Source organism: Bordetella sp. N (assembly GCF_001433395.1).
Lineage (GTDB): Bacteria > Pseudomonadota > Gammaproteobacteria > Burkholderiales > Burkholderiaceae_B > Bordetella_C.
Window position 1 is genome coordinate 1,203,110 of record NZ_CP013111.1, and the last position, 17,968, is coordinate 1,221,077.

Here is a 17,968-nt window from a genome sequence, read left to right on the forward strand (position 1 = left end):
GATCCAGGGAGAACAGATGACAGTGGACTATGACGTGATCGTCGTCGGTGGCAGCTTCGCGGGCTTGTCCGCGGCCATGCAGCTTGCGCGGGCGCGGCGGCGGGTGCTGGTGTTGGACGGAGGCAAGCCGCGCAACCGTTACGCGCAACACTCGCATGGGTTCTTTGGCCAGGACGGCAAGACGCCTGCCGAGATTCTCACGGAAGTGAGAAAACAGTTGCTTGCCTATCCCACGGTGCGCCTGATCGACGGCTACGCGCAGAACGCCGCGGCACAGGGCGATCACGTTGTTTTCACGCTGGCAGACGGCAGCCGCCATGTCGGCGCTCGCGTGATCCTGGCGACCGGCATTCGGGATGAGCTTCCCGCCTTGGCGGGAGTGGAGGAGCGTTGGGGCATTTCCGTCTTGCATTGCCCGTATTGCCACGGCTATGAAGTCGCCGGCAGAGCGCTCGGCGTGCTTGCCACCAGTCCCATGTCCCTGCACCAGGCGATGTTGATTCCCGATTGGGGGCCGACGACCTGGTTTACGCAAGGGATCGTGGAGCCCAGCCCGGAGGAAGCCGCCGCGCTTGAAGCTCGGGGTGTACACATCGAACGCGCGCCGGTGGTTGAAATACTGGGCAAGTCTCCGGCCATCACGGGCCTGCGGCTGAAGGATGGACGCAACGTGGCCGTCGATGCGTTATTCGTCGGTACGCGTACGCATTTGGCCAGCGACCTCGCGCAACAACTGGGATGCGCTCTTGATGACGGTCCGTTAGGACCAGTCGTCCGGGTGGACGACTGGGGCCATACCACCGTGCGCGGTGTCTTCGCCGCCGGTGATATGTCCGTGCTGATGACCAACGCCACCTTTGCATCGGCGTCTGGCGTCAAGGCCGGCGTCGCCGCGCATCGGTCCCTGATCTTCAACGACTGAGGCCTGCCCGCCTGCTGCCGTTCATCAGGCCAGCACGGAAGCGCCCCTGGCTTTGAGGGCCTGCACTTCTGCCTCGGCGTCGGCGCCGGCGGGGATGCGCATGGGGCTGGACGCGTCGGTGGCGGCCAGCCATACCGCCTTTGCGACGTCGATCGAATGGGTGACGGGACCGGTGTCCTGTTCAAATCGCGCAAAGATGCTGTGTACCATTTCGGCATAAGGTTCAGGAAAACCCGCCTGCATCCGCGACCGGGCATTGTCCCCAAAGCTGGTGCTGGGCGCACGCCCCGGCAGCACGACCCGCACCCGGATATTGAAGGGTTCCAGTTCCAGCGCCAGCACGTCGCTGAAGGCGTTGACGGCCGCTTTGCTGGCCGTATAGACGGACAGCATGTGCAGCGGGCGCACGGTGACCGACGACGTGACGTTGATGATCACGCCGTCCTTGCGCTCCCGCATTTGCGGCAGCACGGCCTGGATCGTCGCCATCGTGCCGATGGTGTTGGTCTCGAAAATCTCGCGCGCGGTGTCCATCGGCGTGCCTTCCACGGCGTTGAGAAAACCGATGCCCGCGTTGTTCACCAGAACGTCGATCGGGCCGGCGGCTTCGACGGCCCGCTGGATGCTCGCGGCATCGGTGACATCCAGCGCCACGATCCGCAGACGATCGGAGGCGGGCAACACTTCGGGGTTCGGCGTGCGCATGGTGGCAACCACGCGCCAACCCTGTTCCAGGAAATAGCGGGCGGTTTCCAGGCCGAAGCCGGTCGAGCAGCCGGTGATGAGGACGGTCTTCATTGAAACTCCAGAAAATGAATGCGGTATGGACAAGATATAGGTCCACGTCTGGACTCGCTACAATCAAAAGTCCAACTTTCATTTGTGATCGTCCGGCCATGACCGACCCCTTAGCGGATATCGTCACCTTGCTTCAACCCGACGCGGCCTATTCAAAGCTGGTTAGCGCGGGGGGCCGATGGCGTGTGCAGCGTTCCCTCGATGGCATGCCGTTCTATTGCGTCCTGCTGGAAGGATCCTGCCGCCTGGAGATGAACGGCGCGGCGCCGATCACCCTGCAGGCCGATGATTTCGTCCTGGTCCCGGAGCTGCACGATTTCGCGACTTCCAGCCTGGAGCCGCCCGAGTCGGACGAGGTCATTTCGACGCCGGTCGCCCTTGGGCCTGGACGGTTTCACGTGGGTCAAGAGGGCGTTCCGTCGGACGTCCAATTTCTGGTCGGCCATTGCAATTTTGGGTCACCCGATGCTGAGCTGTTGCTGTCATTGCTCCCGAATGTTGTGCTGGTGCGGGGCGAGCGCAGGCTGTCGACGTTGGTGAAGCTGGTGCGGGAAGAGTCGCGCGAGCAGCGGCCGGCGCGCGACGTCGTGCTGGCCCGTTTGCTGGAAGTGCTGTTGATCGAGGCATTGCGGTCGACCAATGCGACGGCGTCCACCGCGGGACTGGTGCGCGGGCTCGCCGATCCCCGGCTTTCCGTTGCCTTGCGCCAGATGCATGAGAGCCCGCAGAAGCCATGGACGGTCGTGCAATTGGCCACCGCGGCGGCGCTGTCCCGATCGGCGTTCTTCGAGCGCTTCAATCGCATCGTCGGCGTCGCGCCGATGGAATATCTGCTGTCCTGGCGCATGGCCCTGGCCAAGAACATGTTGCGCCAGAAGGGGGAGGGCGTCGCCCAGGTCGCGGAGCGCGTCGGTTATGGGTCTGCCAGCGCCTTCAGCGTGGCATTCACCCGCCATGTCGGCCTGCCACCGACGCAGTACGCCAGCGCGGACTCAGGTAGCCGGGCCGCTTGACGAATCCGGCTTACCGCATATAATTGAGCAAATACTCATTTAAAGCATTTTATTGCCATGGCCCGCCCCCGCAGTGAAGACAAGCGCAACGCAATCCTGGCCGCCGCCGCCCGTGTGGTCGCGGCCGAAGGCGTCAGCGCGGCGACGGCGCGGATATCCAAGGACGCTGGTGTTGCCGAAGGCACGCTGTTCACCTATTTCCCCAACAAGGACGTGCTGCTCAACGAGCTTTATGTGCATCTGAAGGCGGGCGTGCGCGAGTCGATGATGAAGGGCTTCACGACCAAGGGCGCGGCCGAACCGCGCGTCAGGCAGGCGTGGAATGGTTACCTGGATTGGGGCATGGCCTGGCCTGATGGCCATAAGGCTTTGCGCCAGCTGGGTTTCTGCGACCGCATCGATGCCCAGCACCGGGCCGCGGGCGCGGAGGGCTTCAGCGCATTGGGTCAACTGCTGTTGGAGAAGCTGGCCGACGGCCCGGTGCCGGCCAAGGACGCCCTGGCTTTCATCGGATCGGTATTCAACACCATGGCCGACAACGCCCTGGATTTCATCGCCCGCGACGACGCGAAGGCGGACTACTACCGCGAGGCCGGCTTTCGCGCGTTCTGGGGCGCGGTGAAGGGGGGCGGTCGCTGACGCGACGCAGAAAATTTTTTGAGCTTTAAATGAGTGAGTGCATAGTCAATTAAATTTTGTGCTGGGTCACATGGCGAGCCGCTACTCGCCATCCCAGCGCTTATCACCCGCAAGCACAGGAGCAGCCATGTCCACGAATTCCCATCCCAAAACCTGGTTGGTCACCGGCGCCGCGCGCGGCCTGGGCCGCAACATCAGCGAAGCCGTCCTGGCGGCCGGCGACCATCTGGTCGCCGCCGCGCGCCAGACCGACCGTCTGCAAGATCTGGTCGAACGCTACGGCGACCGCATCCTTCCCGTGGCGCTGGACGTCACTGACGAAGCCGCGGCGCGCCGTGCCGTACAAGCGGCCGTGCAACAGTTCGGACGCCTCGATGTCCTCGTCAACAACGCTGGCTACGGTCATGCCTTGCCGTTCGAGCAGATGACCTCGGAAGATTTTCGCGAGCAGATCGATACGAATTTCTTCGGCGTGGTGAACCTGTCGCGCGCGGCCGTGCCCGTGATGCGCGAGCAGGGCGCTGGCCATATCTTCCAGGTGTCCTCGGTGGGGGGGCGCACGGCGACCGCCGGCATGTCCGCGTACCAGGCCGCCAAATGGGCGGTGGGCGGTTTCAGCGATGTCGTGGCCAAGGAAGTGGCACCCTTGGGCATACACGTCTGCACGCTGGAGCCGGGCGGCATGCGTACGGAATGGGCTGGCGAGGCACGCCGCGAAGGCACGGCGATCATGCCCGCTTACGAACCTTCCGTAGGCAAGATCCTGGAATTGCTGGCGGCTTACGGCGGCAGTGAGATCAGCGATCCCGCCAGGATCGCCGCGCTGATCGTGGACCTGTCCCGTCGCGATGACCTGCCCCTGCGTATGCTGCTGGGCGGCGATGCGCTGTTCGTCTGCGAACAAGCGGAAACCCAGCGCGCCGAGCAACAGGCGCAATGGCGTGACGTAACGCTGTCGACCCACTTCCCTGGAGCTCAACTGCCAGCGGGCTTGGAAAACCTGAAGCACTGAAGCAGTGAAGCACCAAGGTCAGGGTGCCGACATGGCAGCCTGACCCCCGACCCCCATGCAAACCCTAGGGGTCGGAACCTTGACGAGGCCAGAATCCGCCAATACCATCAGTCAAAGTGTCGGACACTTTATACCGACAATTTTCCCGGGCGACGAAGATCGCTACGGGGCCGCTGTACATAATCAAAATCACAGCCGGAGACAAAATAATGAAAGCATTCCGCATGCTCGGTGGGCTGGCGCTCGCCTCCGCCTTGCTGGCCGCCCCGCTGGCCTGTTCCGCCGCCACCTTGACCGTCACGCATTGGGGCGACGGCATGTACGGCGCCCCGTTCGCGGTCGCCATGGAAAAGGGTTACTTCAAGGAAGGCGGCATCGACGTAACCGGGTTCATTACCTCTGAAGGCGGCGGCACCACGGTGCGCAATGCGATGGCTTCAGAAATTCCCTATGGCGAGGTCGCGTTGCCGGCCGCCATCGCCGCGATCAAGCAGGGCATGCAAATCACCATCGTGCACGGCGGCGTGCAAAGCCTGGCCGACCAGTTGTGGGTGCAGAACCCCGACAACACAATCACCAGCATGGCGCAGATGAAAGGCAAGACGATGGGCTACAGCAGTCCCAAGTCGGTCACCGACCTGGTGTCCACCGTGGCTATCGAACGCGCGGGCCTGGCTGGCCAGGTCAACCGCAAGCCGGTGGGCTCGTCGGGCAGCATGATGATCGCGCTGCAGCAGAAAACGGTGGACGTGGCTTACATCACCGAGCCCTCCTATAGCGCCCACAAGGATTTACTGAAGATCGCCTTCCGTTCCGTCGACATCGTGCCGAAGGAGACCCAGACCGTGGGCATCGTTCGAACCGACTACCTGAAGGCACACCCCGAGACCATCAAGGCCATCATCGATGCACGCCGCAAGGGCGTGGCATACCTGATCGCGCATCAGGACGAGGCCGCGCAGATCCTGGCGAAGGCCTACAAGATGGACCTCGCCGTGACCAAGTCGGCTATCCAGACTTGTCTGCAGAACGACCCGCACTACTGGAGCACCGGCGGCTTCGACCGCGCCAGCATGGATGAAGTGGCCAAGGGCCTGGTGCTGATCAAGGCTGCCGATCCAGGTCCCTTCGACTGGGACAAGGTCATCGACGATACGCTGCTGCCCGCCTCCGAACGCGCGAAGTAACCCTCTGCCGCAGGAGTCGCAATGAAACTGCAAGCCAAGCAGGCGCCGCTGTCCGTGATCCATGCGGCGCCGCCGGCGGCACCCCATGCCGTGCTGACCGACGTGGTGCGCGCCTACTCCGGCAAGGGCGGCGCCGCGCCCCTGCATGCGCTGGGACCGGTCAGCCTGGACATCCGCAAGGGAGAGTTCTTTTCAGTGGTGGGCCCGTCGGGCTGCGGCAAGTCGACGCTGCTGGACGTGATCGCCGGCCTGAATCCGCCCACCAGCGGCACCATGCAGTTCGAAGGTGAGCGTGTCCTGGACAAGGTGCCGGAGGGCGTGGCCGTGGTCTTCCAGGAAGATGCCACCTTTCCCTGGCTGACGGTGTATGACAACGCCGCTTTCGGCGCGCGCCGCGCGGGTCTGCCGGAAAACGAAATACGCGAACGCGTTGAACATGCGTTGTCGTTCATGGGCCTGAAGGCGTTCACGCATGCCCATCCTTCGCAATTGTCCGGGGGCATGCGCCAGCGGGTGTGCATCGCACGCGCCATGGTGACGCGCCCACGCCTCATGCTGCTGGACGAACCATTCGGCGCGCTGGACCAGCAGACGCGGCTGCTGATGGGTGAGGAAACGCTGAAGCTGTGGCGCGATACCGAGGCCACCATCGTCCTCATCACCCATTCGATCGACGAAGCCGTGCTGCTGTCGGACCGTATCGGCGTCATGTCGGCGCGCCCCGGCCGCTTCATCGAGATCGTCGAAACCGGATGGTCGCGCGAACGCGACAGCAACACGGCGCTGGATCCGCGCTTCGGCGAACTGACGGCACGGGTCTGGCGCCTGTTGCGCGGCGAGGCGCTGAAGGCGCTGGGGAGCATGGAATGAGCCGGGCCGGGTACTACCGTCTGGCGCTGGTGATCCTGGTGCTGGCGGCGCTGGAACTCTGCAGCCGCATGGGCTGGATCGATCCCGTGTCGTTCATCCCGCCGTCCAGGATGGTCCAGGGCGCCTGGACATTGCTGCGCTCCGGCGACTACACCGGCGACATCTTGCTGACCCTGGGCAATACCGCCATGGCGGTCACGCTGGCCATCATCGGCGGGTTCGCGGGAGGCGTTTGCCTGTTCAAGTTTCCCCGCCTGCGGCGGGTGCTGGATCCGCTGCTGCTCTCGTATTACGCCGTGCCCATTTTCATCATCTACCCGATCCTGATCGTGATCTTCGGCCTGAATCGCTGGCCGTTGGTGGCCATCGGCTTCCTGTTCGGCGTCGTGGCCATGGCCGTCAACACGCTCAACGGCCTGGAGCGTGTGCCGCGCGTGCTGCTGCGCACGGCGCGGGCGCTGCGCATGGGACTGTTCGACGAGATCCGGCTGGTCACGCTGCCGTCCAGCCTGCCTTTCGTGTTCACGGGCATCAAGCTGACCGTGGTGTATGCGTTCATCGCGGTGGTGGCCGGGGAGTTCGTGCTGGCGGGCGCGGGCTTCGGTTTTCGTATTGCCTTCGCCTACAACAACTTCGACAACCCCGTCATGTACGGACTGATCGTGCTGCTGCTGGCCTTCGTCATCACCTTGAACGCGCTGTTGAGCATGACTGAACGGCGCTTATACAAGCACAACCGGCAGGGGGCTGTATGAGCGACGCCGACACCGCTGGCAGCAGGATCACGTCACGCGTCGACGGCCTGATCCTGTTGGCGGCCCTGCTGTTCCTGTGGCAGCTTTGCGCACTGTTGCTGGGGGCGCGCGTGCTGCCCGGTCCGTGGCCGACGCTGGTCAAGCTGGCGGCCATCATGCGTGACGACGATTTTCCCGCGAGCCTGCGCGCCACGGGCACCGCCTTCGCGTTCGGCTTCGCCATTGCGGCCGTGGGCGGCGTGGGAATGGGCCTGGTGCTGGGCGCGCGGCGTCTGGCGGGCGATGTAATGGAGCCCTTGCTGATGGCACTGTATGCCATTCCCAAGATCGCGCTCTATCCGGTGGTGCTGCTCATATTCGGTCTGGGGCTGAATGCCAAGGTGGCTTTCGGCGTGATCCACGGCATCGTACCCATCACGATATTCACCATGGGGGCGGTGCGCGGCATGCGGGCGGTGTACGCCCGCTGCGCGCGCGTCTGCCGGCTTACGCCGCTTGCCTACGCCCGCTACGTGCTGTTGCCGGCCGCCGCGCCCGAGGTGGTGGCGGGGCTGCGCATCGGTTTCTCACTGACCTTGCTGGGTACGCTGATCGGCGAGATGTTCGCGTCGCAAAGCGGCATCGGCCACCTGCTCATAAGCGCGATGACGCGCAACGACCCGCTCATGATCGCGGCGCTCGCCTGCCTGCTGTTCGCCTTCGCCACGGCCGCCAACATGCTGCTGCTGCGATGGCATCGAAAGCTGGGTGGCGTGAGCTGAACTGCAGGGCGCCGCCGCGCCCCCCGGCTGCGGCGTCACAAGAAGTGAACCTTTGGAGACAAGACGATGAATACATCAGAGGCCGGCGCAAGACTGGACCGTTTGGCTGTCTCGCCGTTCCACCGCCGTATCCTTTGTCTGATCGGCGCCGGAATGTTTCTGGACTCTTTCGACATCTACCTGGCGGGCGGCGTGCTGGCCGCGCTAGGCAAGAGCGGCTGGTCCACCATGGAGTCCAACGCGACCTTCCTCTCGGCGACCTTTGTGGGCATGCTGATCGGCGCCGTGGCGGCTGGTGTGTTGGGCGATGCGAAAGGACGTAAGTACGCCTACCAGTTCAACCTGCTGTTGTTCGGCGTGGCATCGCTGGCCGGCGCGGCGGCGCCGGACATGATGTGGCTGATCGTCTGCCGCTTTTTCATGGGCGTGGGACTCGGGGCGGAAATCGTCATCGGCTACGGCTCGATCGGCGAGTTCATTCCGCCCGCCGTCCGCGGCCGCTGGTCCTCCTATCTTTCCTTGATCACCAACAGCGCCTTGCTGGTGTCCGCCGTGCTGGGCTACCTGCTGATTCCCTCGGTGGGCTGGCGGACAATGTTCGTCATCGTCGGCTGCGGCGCGTTGTGCGTGTGGGTGCTGCGCAGGAAGATGCCCGAATCGCCGCGCTGGCTGGAGTCCAAGGGTCGCCATGCCGAAGCGGACGCGGTGCTGGCGAGCATCGAGGCCGAAAGCCAGGTCGCGTCGACGCGGGCAGGGTCGCCCGCGCAAGCGGCGGAGGGGGGCGCGGCACGGAATGTCGCCCAGGGTGCGCCACGGGCCGGCCTGCAGGGCTGTTTGCGAGACGACTCATGGCAGAGCCTGTTCAAGCCGCCTTTTCGCAGCCGCCTATTCGTCGGGGTGATCGTGCAGATCGCGATCAACATCATGATCTACGGCTTCATCGTCTGGGTGCCGACCTTCCTGGTCAAGCAGGGGCTGGGCGTGGCTTCCTCGCTGGGCTATACCGCGCTGATGTCGCTGGGCGGCCCGGTAGGCGCATTCATCGGCGTACTCATCGCCGACCGCGTGGGACGGCGCAAAGGCCTGATCGCGATTGCCCTCATCGCCTCGGCGGTGGGCTGGTTCTATGCGCATTCCACCAGTGTCGAGATGGCGACGGTGCTCGGCTTCATCTTGTTCACGCTGACCTACCTGATGGTCGCCCTTGGGGTCGCCACGTATATCCCCGAACTGTTCCCCACCGGCAACCGCATGCGCGCCAACGGCGTCGCCAGCGCGACGGGGCGTATCGCCGGTATTTTCGCGCCGCAGGCTGCTGTCCTGCTGTATGCCACCGGCGGCATACAGCAGGTACTGCTCGTGATCATCGCCGCGCTTTTGCTGATGGCGGTGGTGCTGGCGTTGTTCGGCACGGAAACCAACCAGCGCTCGCTCGAAGAAATTTCCCAGCTTTCCCCAGACCTCGCCCGCGCCGCCACCGGCGCGAATGCGCAGACCACCCATCTCCATTGATATCCAAGGAATCAATCATGAACGCTTCCGATAAACGGCGCGCTTTGAAGCAAAAACTCGCCGGCCCCGATATTGTCGTCGCACCCGGCGTATTCGAGATGATCTCGGTGCGCCTGGCCGATTCCATGGGTTTCGATTGCCTGTACATGACCGGCTTCGGCACCGTGGCGTCCTACCTGGGCGAGCCCGACGCCGGCCTGGCCACGTATACCGACATGGTGAACCGCGTGGCGGCGTTCTGCGGCGCGGCGCGCACGCCCGTGGTCTGCGACGCCGACACCGGCTATGGTGGTTTGCTCAACGTTGCGCACACCGTGCGCGGCTATGAGCGCGCGGGCGCCGCCGGCATCCAGCTGGAAGACCAGGAGTTTCCCAAGAAGTGCGGCCATACGCCCGGTCGACGCGTGATCCCCGTCGAGGACATGGTCAAGAAAATCAAGGTAGCCAAGGAGACGCGCGAGGATCCGAACTTCCAGATCATCGCCCGCACCGATGCGCGCACCAGCCTGGGCCTGGACGAAGCGCTGCGCCGCGCTGAAGCCTATGGCAAGGCGGGCGCCGACGTGCTGTTCGTGGAGTCGCCCGAGTCCCCCGAGGAACTGGAGAAAATCGGCCGCAGCTTCGAGCTGCCCAAGCTGGTAAATGTGGTGGAGGGGGGGCGCACGCCGCAGTTGCCTCCCCTGGAGTACCAGAAAATGGGATTCTCGCTGGCGATCTATCCGGCCTCTGGCTTCCTGGCCGTGAGCCAGGCGCTGGAGAAGGTCTATACCCAGTTGAAGACGCCGCAAACCACGCTGGGCCCCGGCACCGACTTGATGAAATTCGAAGCCATGTGCCAGCTGATGGGTTTCCAGGCGGTCTGGGACTTCGACAAGGCGCACGCGGACTGAAGCTGACGATGCGCCACAGGCGTTTTGTTGGACAATGTGTGCATGACTGAAATTCCTATCCAAGTGCTCGACAAGAGCAGCGCCGAACCTGCCGGACGCACTGGCGAAACTGTGGAACGCGTGGCCGCCGAATTGAAAAGCCGCATCCTGGATGGCCGCCTTGCCCCCGGGCAGCGGCTGATCTCGCGCGATGTGGTCGAACAGATCGGCATCAGCCGCAACTCCCTGCGCGAAGCGTTTCGCCGTCTGGAAGCCGACGGCCTGGTCGATGTGGTGCCCAACCGCGGCGCGGTGGTGCGCAGCCTGTCGGCGGCGGAGGTCACGCACGTATTCCAGATTCGCGAGGCGCTGGAGGGCTACGCCGCGCGCATGGCCGCACGCAACATAGGCCTGGAGGGAAATCGCGAACGCTTCGTAGCGGTGCTGGAAAAAGGCCGTATCCACACAAAACGGCCGGATTTTCAGGAGTTCATCGCGGACAACCGCGCGTTCCACCAGGAAATCGTACGTATGTGCGAGAACCCGCCGCTGGAGGGTCTGATCGACAAATACCAATTGCCGGTCTTCATGATCCAACTGCGCCAGACCATCGGCAGCGCGCAGATCATCCGCAATTCGCTCGCCGAGCATGAAGATATCGCCGCAGGCATTCTTGCGGGCGACCCTGAGCAGGCCTACCAGGCCATGAAGCGCCACTTGTGGCATTCAGCGGAAAACATCCTGCAGTTGCCGGCCATCGCGGCAACCCGTCCGCCGCCACCCGAATGACAACCGCCGTGCGACAGCGAGAGAGACATGAGCAAGGGAACACTCTTCGACAAAGTATGGGATGACCACGTGGTGGAGGAACTGGCGGACGGCACCACCGTGCTGCACGTCGACCGCCACCTGATGCATGAATTGACCTCGGTCGACGCTGTCGCCGCGCTGGAACGGCGCAAGCTGCCGTTGCGCGATCCGAAGCTCACTTTCGCCAACCTGGATCATGTCATCTCCAGCGCGCCTGGGCGCCACGCCGGTGACGAGGCATGGAGCACGGAAGCGGTCGAGACCTTTCGCAAGCAATCCACCCAACTGGGTATCGATCTGTTTGATGTGGACGACGGCCGTCAAGGTATCGTCCACGTGACGGCGCCGGAACAAGGGCTGACGCTGCCCGGCACCACGGTGGTCTGTGCCGACAGCCATACCTGTACGCATGGTGCGTTCGGCGCCATCGGCATGGGCGTGGGTTCGTCCGAACAAGTGCAGGTGATGGCCAGCCAGACCCTGCGGCAGCGCAAGCCTGGTGTCATGCGCATCATGCTGCGGGGCTTGCCCGCGCCGGGCACAAGCGCCAAGGACTTGATCCTGCACGTGATCGGCCAGCTCGGTGTGACCGCCGGCAATGGCCATGCGATCGAATACACCGGCGCGGTGATCGACGGCTTCGATATGGAGGAGCGCATGACGCTGTGCAATCTGACTATCGAACTGGGCGCCCGCGTTGGCATGATCGCGCCTGACGACATCACCTTCGAATACCTGCATAACCGCCCCTATGCGCCGCGCGGCAATGATTTCGCGGCTGCGGTGGACTACTGGCGCACGTTGCGCAGCGATGCCGGCGCGGTATTCGATCGCGAGGCGGTCGTCGATATCGACGGCATCGGTCCGCAGATCACGTGGGGCACGACCCCCGAGCAGGTCATCCGCATCGACGGCACGGTGCCCGATCCTGCCGCCGAACAGGATCCCCAGCGGCGTGCCACCGCGCAGGCCGCGCTGGACTATATGAAGCTGCGGCCCTTGCAAGCGCTGGCTGGCACGCGCATCGACCGCGTCTTCATTGGTTCATGCACCAACAGCCGCATCTCAGATCTGCGTGCCGCCGCTGCCGTGGTGCGCGGCGGCCGGGTAGCGCCCCACGTGCGTGCGTGGGTGGTACCGGGCTCTCTGCTGGTGCGCGAGCAGGCGCAACGTGAGGGACTGCATCGGATCTTCCTGGATGCGGGCTTCGAATGGCGCGAGCCGGGCTGCTCGATGTGCGTCGGCGCCAACGGCGACCTGGGTGCACCCGGCGAGCGCTGTGTTTCCACGTCGAACCGCAATTTCGTGGGGCGGCAGGGGCCGGGGGTGATGACCCATCTGGCCAGCCCAGCCACCGCCGCCGCATCGGCACTGGCCGGTGCAATCCGGAGGTCTGTATGAAGGCATTCGACGTATGTACCAGCCATGCCGCCGTGATCGACCGCGACGACATCGATACGGACGTCATCGTGCGCATCGAGCGTATCGCGCAGCTTAAGCGCGGCCAGTTCGCGCCGTGGGCATTCGAGATCTGGCGATATCGGGCGGACGGGAGTGAGAATCCAGAGTTCGTGCTCAACCAGGCGCTGTTCCGCACGGCGCGGATACTGGTGGCAGGCAGGAACTTTGGTTGCGGCAGCTCGCGTGAGATGGCGGTGTGGGCGCTGGACGAGTTCGGCATCCGCTGCGTCATCGCGCCCAGCTTCGGCGATATCTTCTTCAACAACTGCCTGCAGATAGGCGTGCTGCCGGTGCGTCTGGCAGCCAGGCAGATCGAGCCTGTTGCCGCCGCGGCCCGGCAGGGCGGGGCCGTCACGGTGGATCTGCGCGATTGCACCGTTCGCCTGCCTGACGGTGCCGCGGTCAGCTTCACGATGGCCGAGTCGCAAAGGACAGCGCTTTTGAACGGCTTGGACGATGTCGATATGGCGGTGGCCCGGGAACCGAGCATTGCAGCATTCCAGGCCGTGGATCGTCAGCGGCGGCCGTGGGCACATCTCCGCTGAGTCCTCACGCACAAAGCTGTGCAACGATGGGAGCGGGGGGCGGCCCAATGCCCCCGCTTCAATCCTCGAACTTCTCGTGGGCATCCGCATGCCCTTTCTTCCAATAGCCCACGACCTTGGTCCACTCGCGCGGATGGTCGATTTCGTCGCGTACATAAGCGCGTATGGCCTTGGCCACGCCCGCTTCCGCGGCGGCCCAGACGTAGCCTTCACCCTGCGGTAATTCCAGCGACCTCAAGGCCTGCAAGACGGGCGCCGCGTCGTCGGCCTGCGCGGGCGCGCGATGCACCCATAGCGCGGTGTGGTCGGCGCGGGTGTCGAAGCGTTGTTCATCTTCGGGCCCGGGGATGATCCCCACGGTGATGATGCGTGTGCCCGCCGGCGCTTCTTCAACGCGGCGGCCGATGGCGGGCAGGGCGGTTTCATCGCCGATCAGCAACCACCAGTCATACGACCATTCGACCACTATGGATCCGCGCGGGCCGCCGAAATCCAGGGTGTCGCCGACTTTGGCCTGCAAGGCCCATTGCGTGGCGGGTCCGGCTTCGTGCAGCGCGAAGTCGAGGGTCAGGGATCGTGCCTCGGGGTCATGGCGGCGCGGCGTGTAGTCGCGCCGTTCGACCTCGGCACCCGCTGGGAAAAACAGCTTGATGTGGTCGTCCGCGCCCAGGCTGGAGAAATCCGCCAGGTCCGGGCCTGTCAGCACGATGCGCTGCATATGGGGGGTAAGCCGTTCGGTGCTCTGCACGACGACACGGCGGCTCTTCAATTCGAAACGGACGCGTTGAGTGGGATGATCCACAAGCATCTCCTTGATAGTCTGCCTACCCAACAAGCGGGTATTCAAATACTATACAGTATCCGAATACTGATTAGTATTCGCATTTCGTGGATAGGTATTGCAGGGCGTTGCGGCCCGCGGTGCCGGGCGCCAGGGCCTGCCGTCCTCACCTGAAGGAGAAATATTCGTCATGACAACTCGCATGTCCAGGGAAGAGAGCCAGGCGGCGACGCGGGGCAAATTACTGGCCGCGGCCACCCGCTTGTTCGCGCGGGAAGGCTACGTGGCGGCGTCAGTGGATCGCATCGCCGCCGCGGCCGGCTTCAGCAAGGGCGCGTTCTATTCGAACTTCGACAGCAAGGAGCAGATCTTCCTGGAACTGCTCGCAGCTCATGGTGAAGCCAGCCTGGCCAGGTTGCTGGCGGCGCTGGATGGCGTCAAGGACGCCAAGGCGGCGATCGACGCCGTAGCCGCATGGGCCGATGCCAAGGCGGCGGAGGGCAATTGGTCCCTGCTGGTGTTGGAGCATCAGCGTTACGCCAAGCCCGGCAAACGCTTCGAGCAAGCCCAGGAAGCCGTGTTCCGGTCGCACTGGAACCGCCTGGGCGAACGCCTGGCCGCCTGTGCGCCGGCGCGCAAGACCGATGCGGAGAAGCTGGGCGCCGTCGTGTTCGAATTGACCCACGCGCCCGCCATGACTTTCGTAAGGTCCCCCTCGGCGGGGGATCTGGTGCGTTACGCCTTAAGCGGGCTGCTGCTGCCGGGGGCGCGTCCTTAGTTTCCGAGGCGAGCGCGCCAAGGCGGCTGCGGCAGGAAGGACCGGCGCAACAGGTCGATGAAGCGGCGGGTGCGTGCGGAATCGACGTGGGCGGCGGGGACCAGGGCGACGACGTCGGCGTCGGGCAGGCGGTAGTTCGGCAGTAGCGCGACCAGTTTGCCGGCGGCGACGCTCTCCGCCACATCCCATTCGGAGCGGATCATGACGCCCTTGCCAGCCGCGCACCACTGATGAATGACGTCGCCGTCATTGCTTTCCAGGGCAGGGTGGACGCGCAGGGTGTGCGGCGTGGCGTCGCGCGTGGACGAGGATTTCGTCGAGGCCTTCATGGGGCGGCTGCCCGCGCGGGCGGCTTGCCGGTCGGCGAAGCGCCACAAGGTAACGTCCTCGTCGTTTTCGCGCAGCACCAGGCAGGCGTGTTGCGCCAGGTCTTGCGGCGTCTCCAGTTTGGGCGCGCGCGCCAGATAGGCGGGCGCCGCGCAGAGCAAGCGCCGGTTCGGCGCGATCGGGTGCGATACCCAGCGGATGTCCGGCAATTCGCCGATGCTGATGACCACGTCGAACGCGTCGCGGCCATGCGCCGCAGGCGGCGGCAGCAGGCTGTCCGACAGGAACAGCTGGACTTCGACGTTGGGATGCTCGTCGTGGAAACGCGCCAGCAGCGGCGCCAGATAGCGCCGGCCGAAGCCGAACGGCGCCTGCACCTTGAGCTTGCCCGCGATCACCTGGCTGCGTTCCTGCAAGGCGTTTTCGATGGCCTGCATGCGGTCGATCACGTCGGTGGCCTGGCGCGCGAGCAGATGGCCTTCGTGGGTCAGCTGCAAACGGCGCGGCGTGCGCAGGGCCAGGCGCAAGCCGAGCCGGGCTTCCAGCTGATTCAGGCGCTTGGTGATGGCGGGCGGCGTGACGTTCTCCGCGCGCGCCAGGGCGGCCAGACTGTCCACCTGCTGCAGGGCCAGGATGAAGCGCAGATCGTCGATGTCGAGTTTCATGGGGGGCGGGTGGGCGACGAGTGGTTTGGGCGTCGCGCACGGCGAAAATCTATATTAACCAAAAGGTTAATCATAGAGTGATTGTTGATTAACCATCCAGTCGCGTGCCGCGCCTACACTCAGGTCCTGGCTGCCACTCCGTAGCTTCCTTCAATTTCTCTTGCGATCCCCGCCATGCACCTCGCCGACCTAGAAACTCCGCAGCTCGTCCTCGACCGCACCCGCCTGGATCGCAATATCGAACGCCTGCGTACCCGCCTGGCGCCGTTTGGCGTCACCCTGCGCCCGCACGTCAAGACCAACAAGTCCGCGGACGTGACGCGCCGCCTGGGCGGTCCTGACGCACCCATCACGGTGTCGACCCTGAAGGAGGCCGAGTATTTCCTCGAGCACGGCTGGCGCGACATCCTGTACGCGGTGGGCATCGTGCCGAGCAAGCTGCCGCATGTGGAAAAACTGATTCGGCGCGGCGCGCGGCTGACCGTCATTCTCGATAACGAGGAAACCGCCCAGGCCGTGGCGGCCTACGCCAAGGACCACGCGCTCAGCCTGCCGGTCCTGATCGAAATCGATACCGATGGCCACCGTTCCGGTGTACCGCCCGAAGACGATATGCTGCTGCGTATCGGCGCACATCTGCGTGCGGCGCCAGGCGCCAACGCGTGGCTGGCGGGTGTGCTGACGCATGCGGGCGAGTCCTATAACTGCCGCTCGCACGAGGCCATCGTGGCGTGCGCCGAACAGGAACGGGCAGGCGCCGTGCGCGCCGCCGAACGTTTGCGGGCGGACGGCCACGCCGCCCCGGTGGTCAGCGTCGGCAGCACGCCGACCGCGCATTTCGCTGAATCGCTGGATGGCGTGACGGAAGTGCGGGCCGGGGTCTATGTGTTCTTCGACCTGGTGATGCACGGCATCGGCGTCTGCGCGGTCGAGGATATCGCCTTGTCGGTGCTTTGCACGGTGATCGGCCATCAGCGGGAAAAGGGCTGGTTGATCACCGACGCGGGCTGGATGGCGATGTCGCGCGATCGCGGCACGGCCAAACAGCCGGTCGACCAGGGCTATGGCCTGGTCTGCGACGAGGCGGGCCGCTTGATGACGGACCTCGTGATGATCGATGCCAACCAGGAGCACGGCATCCTGCGGCATCGGAACGACCCGGCGGCGACGCCCATGCTGCCGGTGGGAACCATGCTGCGTATCGTGCCCAACCACGCCTGCGCGACCGGGGCGCAGTTCGGCGCGTACACGGTGGTGGCCGGCGGCACCGAGGTCGAGGCCACCTGGCCGCGCTTCAGCGGGTGGGCCTGAGCCGCTCACTCCGCCTTCAAATCCGCGCCCAGCACGTCGATAAGGCGTCGGGCCCGGGCCGACAAGGGCCATTCGCCGCGCCAGGTCCACCAGAGCGTGTCCACCACGGGCGCCCTGCAATCGACGACGTTGAGCCTGTCCTGATGCCTGAACATCTTGCGCGCATATTGGGGCAGGACCGTGAAGCCCAGGCCGCGCGCGACCGGTTCGAGAATCAAGCCGACCTGGTTGGTGTAGCCGTTGCAGGGCAGGGAACGAATGCCGGGATTGCCGGGAAAGTGGCGGCTCAGCAGCCGCGTGGCCATCGCCTGTCCGTCGGGATGGTCGATGTAGCCCAACGCTTCCAGGTCGCTCCAGCCGTCCACCCGCTTGCCGGCCGGGGTGACCATCTCCAGCGGTTCCTCGGTATAGCGTTCGGAGGCCAGGCGCGGATCATCCGGGCGCAGGGTCACCAATCCCAATTCGTATTTGCGGTCGAGCACGGCGGTAAGAATCTCGGGATCGGGCGCGAAGCGATGGCGCACGATCAGGCCGGGATGGCGCTGTTGCAGATCCAGCAGGCGCGGATAAAGCTCCAGCCCGACGCTGCCGGGCGTGACGATGGCGATCTCACCGGCGGTTTCGTCGGCGTCCGAAAGACGCGCGCGCAGGCGCTGATCGGCCTGCCCGACTTCCGCGCAATAGGCCAGAAAGGCCGTGCCGGCCGGCGTCAGTTCCAGCTGGCGCGGGCGGCGGATCAGCAAGGGGCCCAGTTCGTCTTCCAGCGCGCGCACGTGCTGGCTGACCGCGGCCTGGGTCAGGCCCAGCCTTTCACTGGCGCGGGTGAAGCTGCCCAGGTCGGCCACCGCCATGAACGTGCGCAGCCATTGCGGGTTCAGCATAAGAATCTCTTATTGATTTGATAATGTCCCATTAGTTTACGTCAGGGCATGAGCGGGGTAGCCTGGACACC

At 64.8% G+C, this 17,968-nt stretch carries 19 protein-coding genes; 15 read left to right on the forward strand and 4 right to left on the reverse strand.

What is annotated here, in order from left to right:
* Positions 1-16: 16 nt before the first annotated feature.
* Complete coding sequence (locus tag ASB57_RS05240) at positions 17-922, forward strand: NAD(P)/FAD-dependent oxidoreductase (RefSeq protein WP_057655925.1); 906 nt, start codon at positions 17-19, stop codon at positions 920-922.
* Positions 923-946: 24 nt separating this feature from the next.
* Here ASB57_RS05240 and ASB57_RS05245 read toward each other — a convergent pair whose 3' ends face one another.
* Complete coding sequence (locus ASB57_RS05245; RefSeq protein ID WP_057651154.1) at positions 947-1,720, reverse strand: SDR family oxidoreductase; 774 nt, start codon at positions 1,718-1,720, stop codon at positions 947-949.
* Between the two features lie 98 nt (positions 1,721-1,818).
* Here ASB57_RS05245 and ASB57_RS05250 point away from each other — a divergent pair, with 98 nt between their 5' ends.
* The 12 genes from ASB57_RS05250 (at position 1,819) to leuD (ending at position 13,154) form a co-directional block, all read left to right on the forward strand.
* On the forward strand, positions 1,819-2,733 hold the full coding sequence (locus tag ASB57_RS05250) for an AraC family transcriptional regulator (RefSeq protein ID WP_057651156.1): 915 nt from the start codon (positions 1,819-1,821) through the stop codon (positions 2,731-2,733).
* Between the two features lie 57 nt (positions 2,734-2,790).
* A complete protein-coding gene (locus tag ASB57_RS05255; RefSeq protein ID WP_057651159.1) occupies positions 2,791-3,372 on the forward strand; it encodes a TetR/AcrR family transcriptional regulator in 582 nt (193 codons plus the stop codon).
* Between the two features lie 127 nt (positions 3,373-3,499).
* Positions 3,500-4,384 carry an SDR family NAD(P)-dependent oxidoreductase gene (locus tag ASB57_RS05260; RefSeq protein WP_057651160.1) on the forward strand — a complete coding sequence of 295 codons (885 nt, stop codon included), beginning with the start codon at positions 3,500-3,502 and terminating at the stop codon, positions 4,382-4,384.
* Between the two features lie 209 nt (positions 4,385-4,593).
* A complete protein-coding gene (locus tag ASB57_RS05265) occupies positions 4,594-5,571 on the forward strand; it encodes an ABC transporter substrate-binding protein (RefSeq protein WP_057651162.1) in 978 nt (325 codons plus the stop codon).
* Positions 5,572-5,592: 21 nt separating this feature from the next.
* Entirely contained in the window at positions 5,593-6,441 is an 849-nt protein-coding gene (locus ASB57_RS05270) for an ABC transporter ATP-binding protein (protein WP_057651164.1), read from the forward strand.
* The gene (locus ASB57_RS05275; protein ID WP_057651167.1) at positions 6,438-7,196 is read left to right on the forward strand and encodes an ABC transporter permease; all 759 of its coding nucleotides are present in this window, start codon (positions 6,438-6,440) and stop codon (positions 7,194-7,196) included. The genes ASB57_RS05270 and ASB57_RS05275 overlap by 4 nt, the downstream gene beginning before the upstream one ends.
* On the forward strand, positions 7,193-7,957 hold the full coding sequence (locus tag ASB57_RS05280) for an ABC transporter permease (protein WP_057651168.1): 765 nt from the start codon (positions 7,193-7,195) through the stop codon (positions 7,955-7,957). The genes ASB57_RS05275 and ASB57_RS05280 overlap by 4 nt, the downstream gene beginning before the upstream one ends.
* A gap of 66 nt (positions 7,958-8,023) precedes the next feature.
* Positions 8,024-9,469, forward strand: coding sequence for an MFS transporter (locus ASB57_RS05285; RefSeq protein WP_057651170.1), 1,446 nt, complete (start codon positions 8,024-8,026; stop codon positions 9,467-9,469).
* 17 nt (positions 9,470-9,486) lie between these two features.
* The gene (locus tag ASB57_RS05290) at positions 9,487-10,359 is read left to right on the forward strand and encodes an oxaloacetate decarboxylase (RefSeq protein ID WP_057651172.1); all 873 of its coding nucleotides are present in this window, start codon (positions 9,487-9,489) and stop codon (positions 10,357-10,359) included.
* A gap of 42 nt (positions 10,360-10,401) precedes the next feature.
* A complete protein-coding gene (locus ASB57_RS05295) occupies positions 10,402-11,127 on the forward strand; it encodes a GntR family transcriptional regulator (protein WP_156414064.1) in 726 nt (241 codons plus the stop codon).
* A 27-nt stretch (positions 11,128-11,154) separates the two neighbouring features.
* Positions 11,155-12,549 (forward strand): 3-isopropylmalate dehydratase large subunit, encoded by a 1,395-nt coding sequence (leuC, locus tag ASB57_RS05300; RefSeq protein WP_057651176.1) that lies wholly within the window; start codon positions 11,155-11,157, stop codon positions 12,547-12,549.
* Positions 12,546-13,154, forward strand: a complete 609-nt coding sequence (leuD, locus tag ASB57_RS05305) for a 3-isopropylmalate dehydratase small subunit (protein WP_057651177.1) — start codon at positions 12,546-12,548, stop codon at positions 13,152-13,154. Before leuC ends, leuD begins: the two co-directional genes overlap by 4 nt.
* 58 nt (positions 13,155-13,212) lie before the next feature.
* Here leuD and ASB57_RS05310 read toward each other — a convergent pair whose 3' ends face one another.
* A complete protein-coding gene (locus ASB57_RS05310) occupies positions 13,213-13,962 on the reverse strand; it encodes a siderophore-interacting protein (protein WP_082621388.1) in 750 nt (249 codons plus the stop codon).
* Between the two features lie 163 nt (positions 13,963-14,125).
* Here ASB57_RS05310 and ASB57_RS05315 point away from each other — a divergent pair, with 163 nt between their 5' ends.
* A complete protein-coding gene (locus tag ASB57_RS05315) occupies positions 14,126-14,713 on the forward strand; it encodes a TetR/AcrR family transcriptional regulator (RefSeq protein WP_057651179.1) in 588 nt (195 codons plus the stop codon).
* Here ASB57_RS05315 and ASB57_RS05320 read toward each other — a convergent pair.
* Positions 14,710-15,705: a LysR family transcriptional regulator gene (locus ASB57_RS05320; protein ID WP_057651181.1), complete on the reverse strand. Its 996-nt coding sequence runs from the start codon at positions 15,703-15,705 to the stop codon at positions 14,710-14,712. The two genes, ASB57_RS05315 and ASB57_RS05320, sit on opposite strands and share 4 nt — an antisense overlap.
* A gap of 174 nt (positions 15,706-15,879) precedes the next feature.
* On the opposite strand from ASB57_RS05320, the gene ASB57_RS05325 reads away from it, so the two are divergent.
* Positions 15,880-17,016, forward strand: coding sequence for a DSD1 family PLP-dependent enzyme (locus tag ASB57_RS05325; RefSeq protein WP_057651183.1), 1,137 nt, complete (start codon positions 15,880-15,882; stop codon positions 17,014-17,016).
* A gap of 5 nt (positions 17,017-17,021) precedes the next feature.
* Here the strand turns inward: ASB57_RS05325 and ASB57_RS05330 are convergent, their stop codons facing one another.
* Complete coding sequence (locus ASB57_RS05330; RefSeq protein ID WP_057651185.1) at positions 17,022-17,897, reverse strand: LysR family transcriptional regulator; 876 nt, start codon at positions 17,895-17,897, stop codon at positions 17,022-17,024.
* Positions 17,898-17,968: the final 71 nt, after the last annotated feature.

Bases quoted from the DNA above. Each gene is read 5' to 3' on its own strand.
- ASB57_RS05240 (WP_057655925.1), top strand. From the start codon at position 17: ATGACAGTGGACTATGACGTGATCGTCGTCGGTGGCAGCTTCGCGGGC.
- ASB57_RS05245 (WP_057651154.1), bottom strand. From the start codon at position 1,720: ATGAAGACCGTCCTCATCACCGGCTGCTCGACCGGCTTCGGCCTGGAA.
- ASB57_RS05250 (WP_057651156.1), top strand. From the start codon at position 1,819: ATGACCGACCCCTTAGCGGATATCGTCACCTTGCTTCAACCCGACGCG.
- ASB57_RS05255 (WP_057651159.1), top strand. From the start codon at position 2,791: ATGGCCCGCCCCCGCAGTGAAGACAAGCGCAACGCAATCCTGGCCGCC.
- ASB57_RS05260 (WP_057651160.1), top strand. From the start codon at position 3,500: ATGTCCACGAATTCCCATCCCAAAACCTGGTTGGTCACCGGCGCCGCG.
- ASB57_RS05265 (WP_057651162.1), top strand. From the start codon at position 4,594: ATGAAAGCATTCCGCATGCTCGGTGGGCTGGCGCTCGCCTCCGCCTTG.
- ASB57_RS05270 (WP_057651164.1), top strand. From the start codon at position 5,593: ATGAAACTGCAAGCCAAGCAGGCGCCGCTGTCCGTGATCCATGCGGCG.
- ASB57_RS05275 (WP_057651167.1), top strand. From the start codon at position 6,438: ATGAGCCGGGCCGGGTACTACCGTCTGGCGCTGGTGATCCTGGTGCTG.
- ASB57_RS05280 (WP_057651168.1), top strand. From the start codon at position 7,193: ATGAGCGACGCCGACACCGCTGGCAGCAGGATCACGTCACGCGTCGAC.
- ASB57_RS05285 (WP_057651170.1), top strand. From the start codon at position 8,024: ATGAATACATCAGAGGCCGGCGCAAGACTGGACCGTTTGGCTGTCTCG.
- ASB57_RS05290 (WP_057651172.1), top strand. From the start codon at position 9,487: ATGAACGCTTCCGATAAACGGCGCGCTTTGAAGCAAAAACTCGCCGGC.
- ASB57_RS05295 (WP_156414064.1), top strand. From the start codon at position 10,402: ATGACTGAAATTCCTATCCAAGTGCTCGACAAGAGCAGCGCCGAACCT.
- leuC (WP_057651176.1), top strand. From the start codon at position 11,155: ATGAGCAAGGGAACACTCTTCGACAAAGTATGGGATGACCACGTGGTG.
- leuD (WP_057651177.1), top strand. From the start codon at position 12,546: ATGAAGGCATTCGACGTATGTACCAGCCATGCCGCCGTGATCGACCGC.
- ASB57_RS05310 (WP_082621388.1), bottom strand. From the start codon at position 13,962: ATGCTTGTGGATCATCCCACTCAACGCGTCCGTTTCGAATTGAAGAGC.
- ASB57_RS05315 (WP_057651179.1), top strand. From the start codon at position 14,126: ATGACAACTCGCATGTCCAGGGAAGAGAGCCAGGCGGCGACGCGGGGC.
- ASB57_RS05320 (WP_057651181.1), bottom strand. From the start codon at position 15,705: ATGAAACTCGACATCGACGATCTGCGCTTCATCCTGGCCCTGCAGCAG.
- ASB57_RS05325 (WP_057651183.1), top strand. From the start codon at position 15,880: ATGCACCTCGCCGACCTAGAAACTCCGCAGCTCGTCCTCGACCGCACC.
- ASB57_RS05330 (WP_057651185.1), bottom strand. From the start codon at position 17,897: ATGCTGAACCCGCAATGGCTGCGCACGTTCATGGCGGTGGCCGACCTG.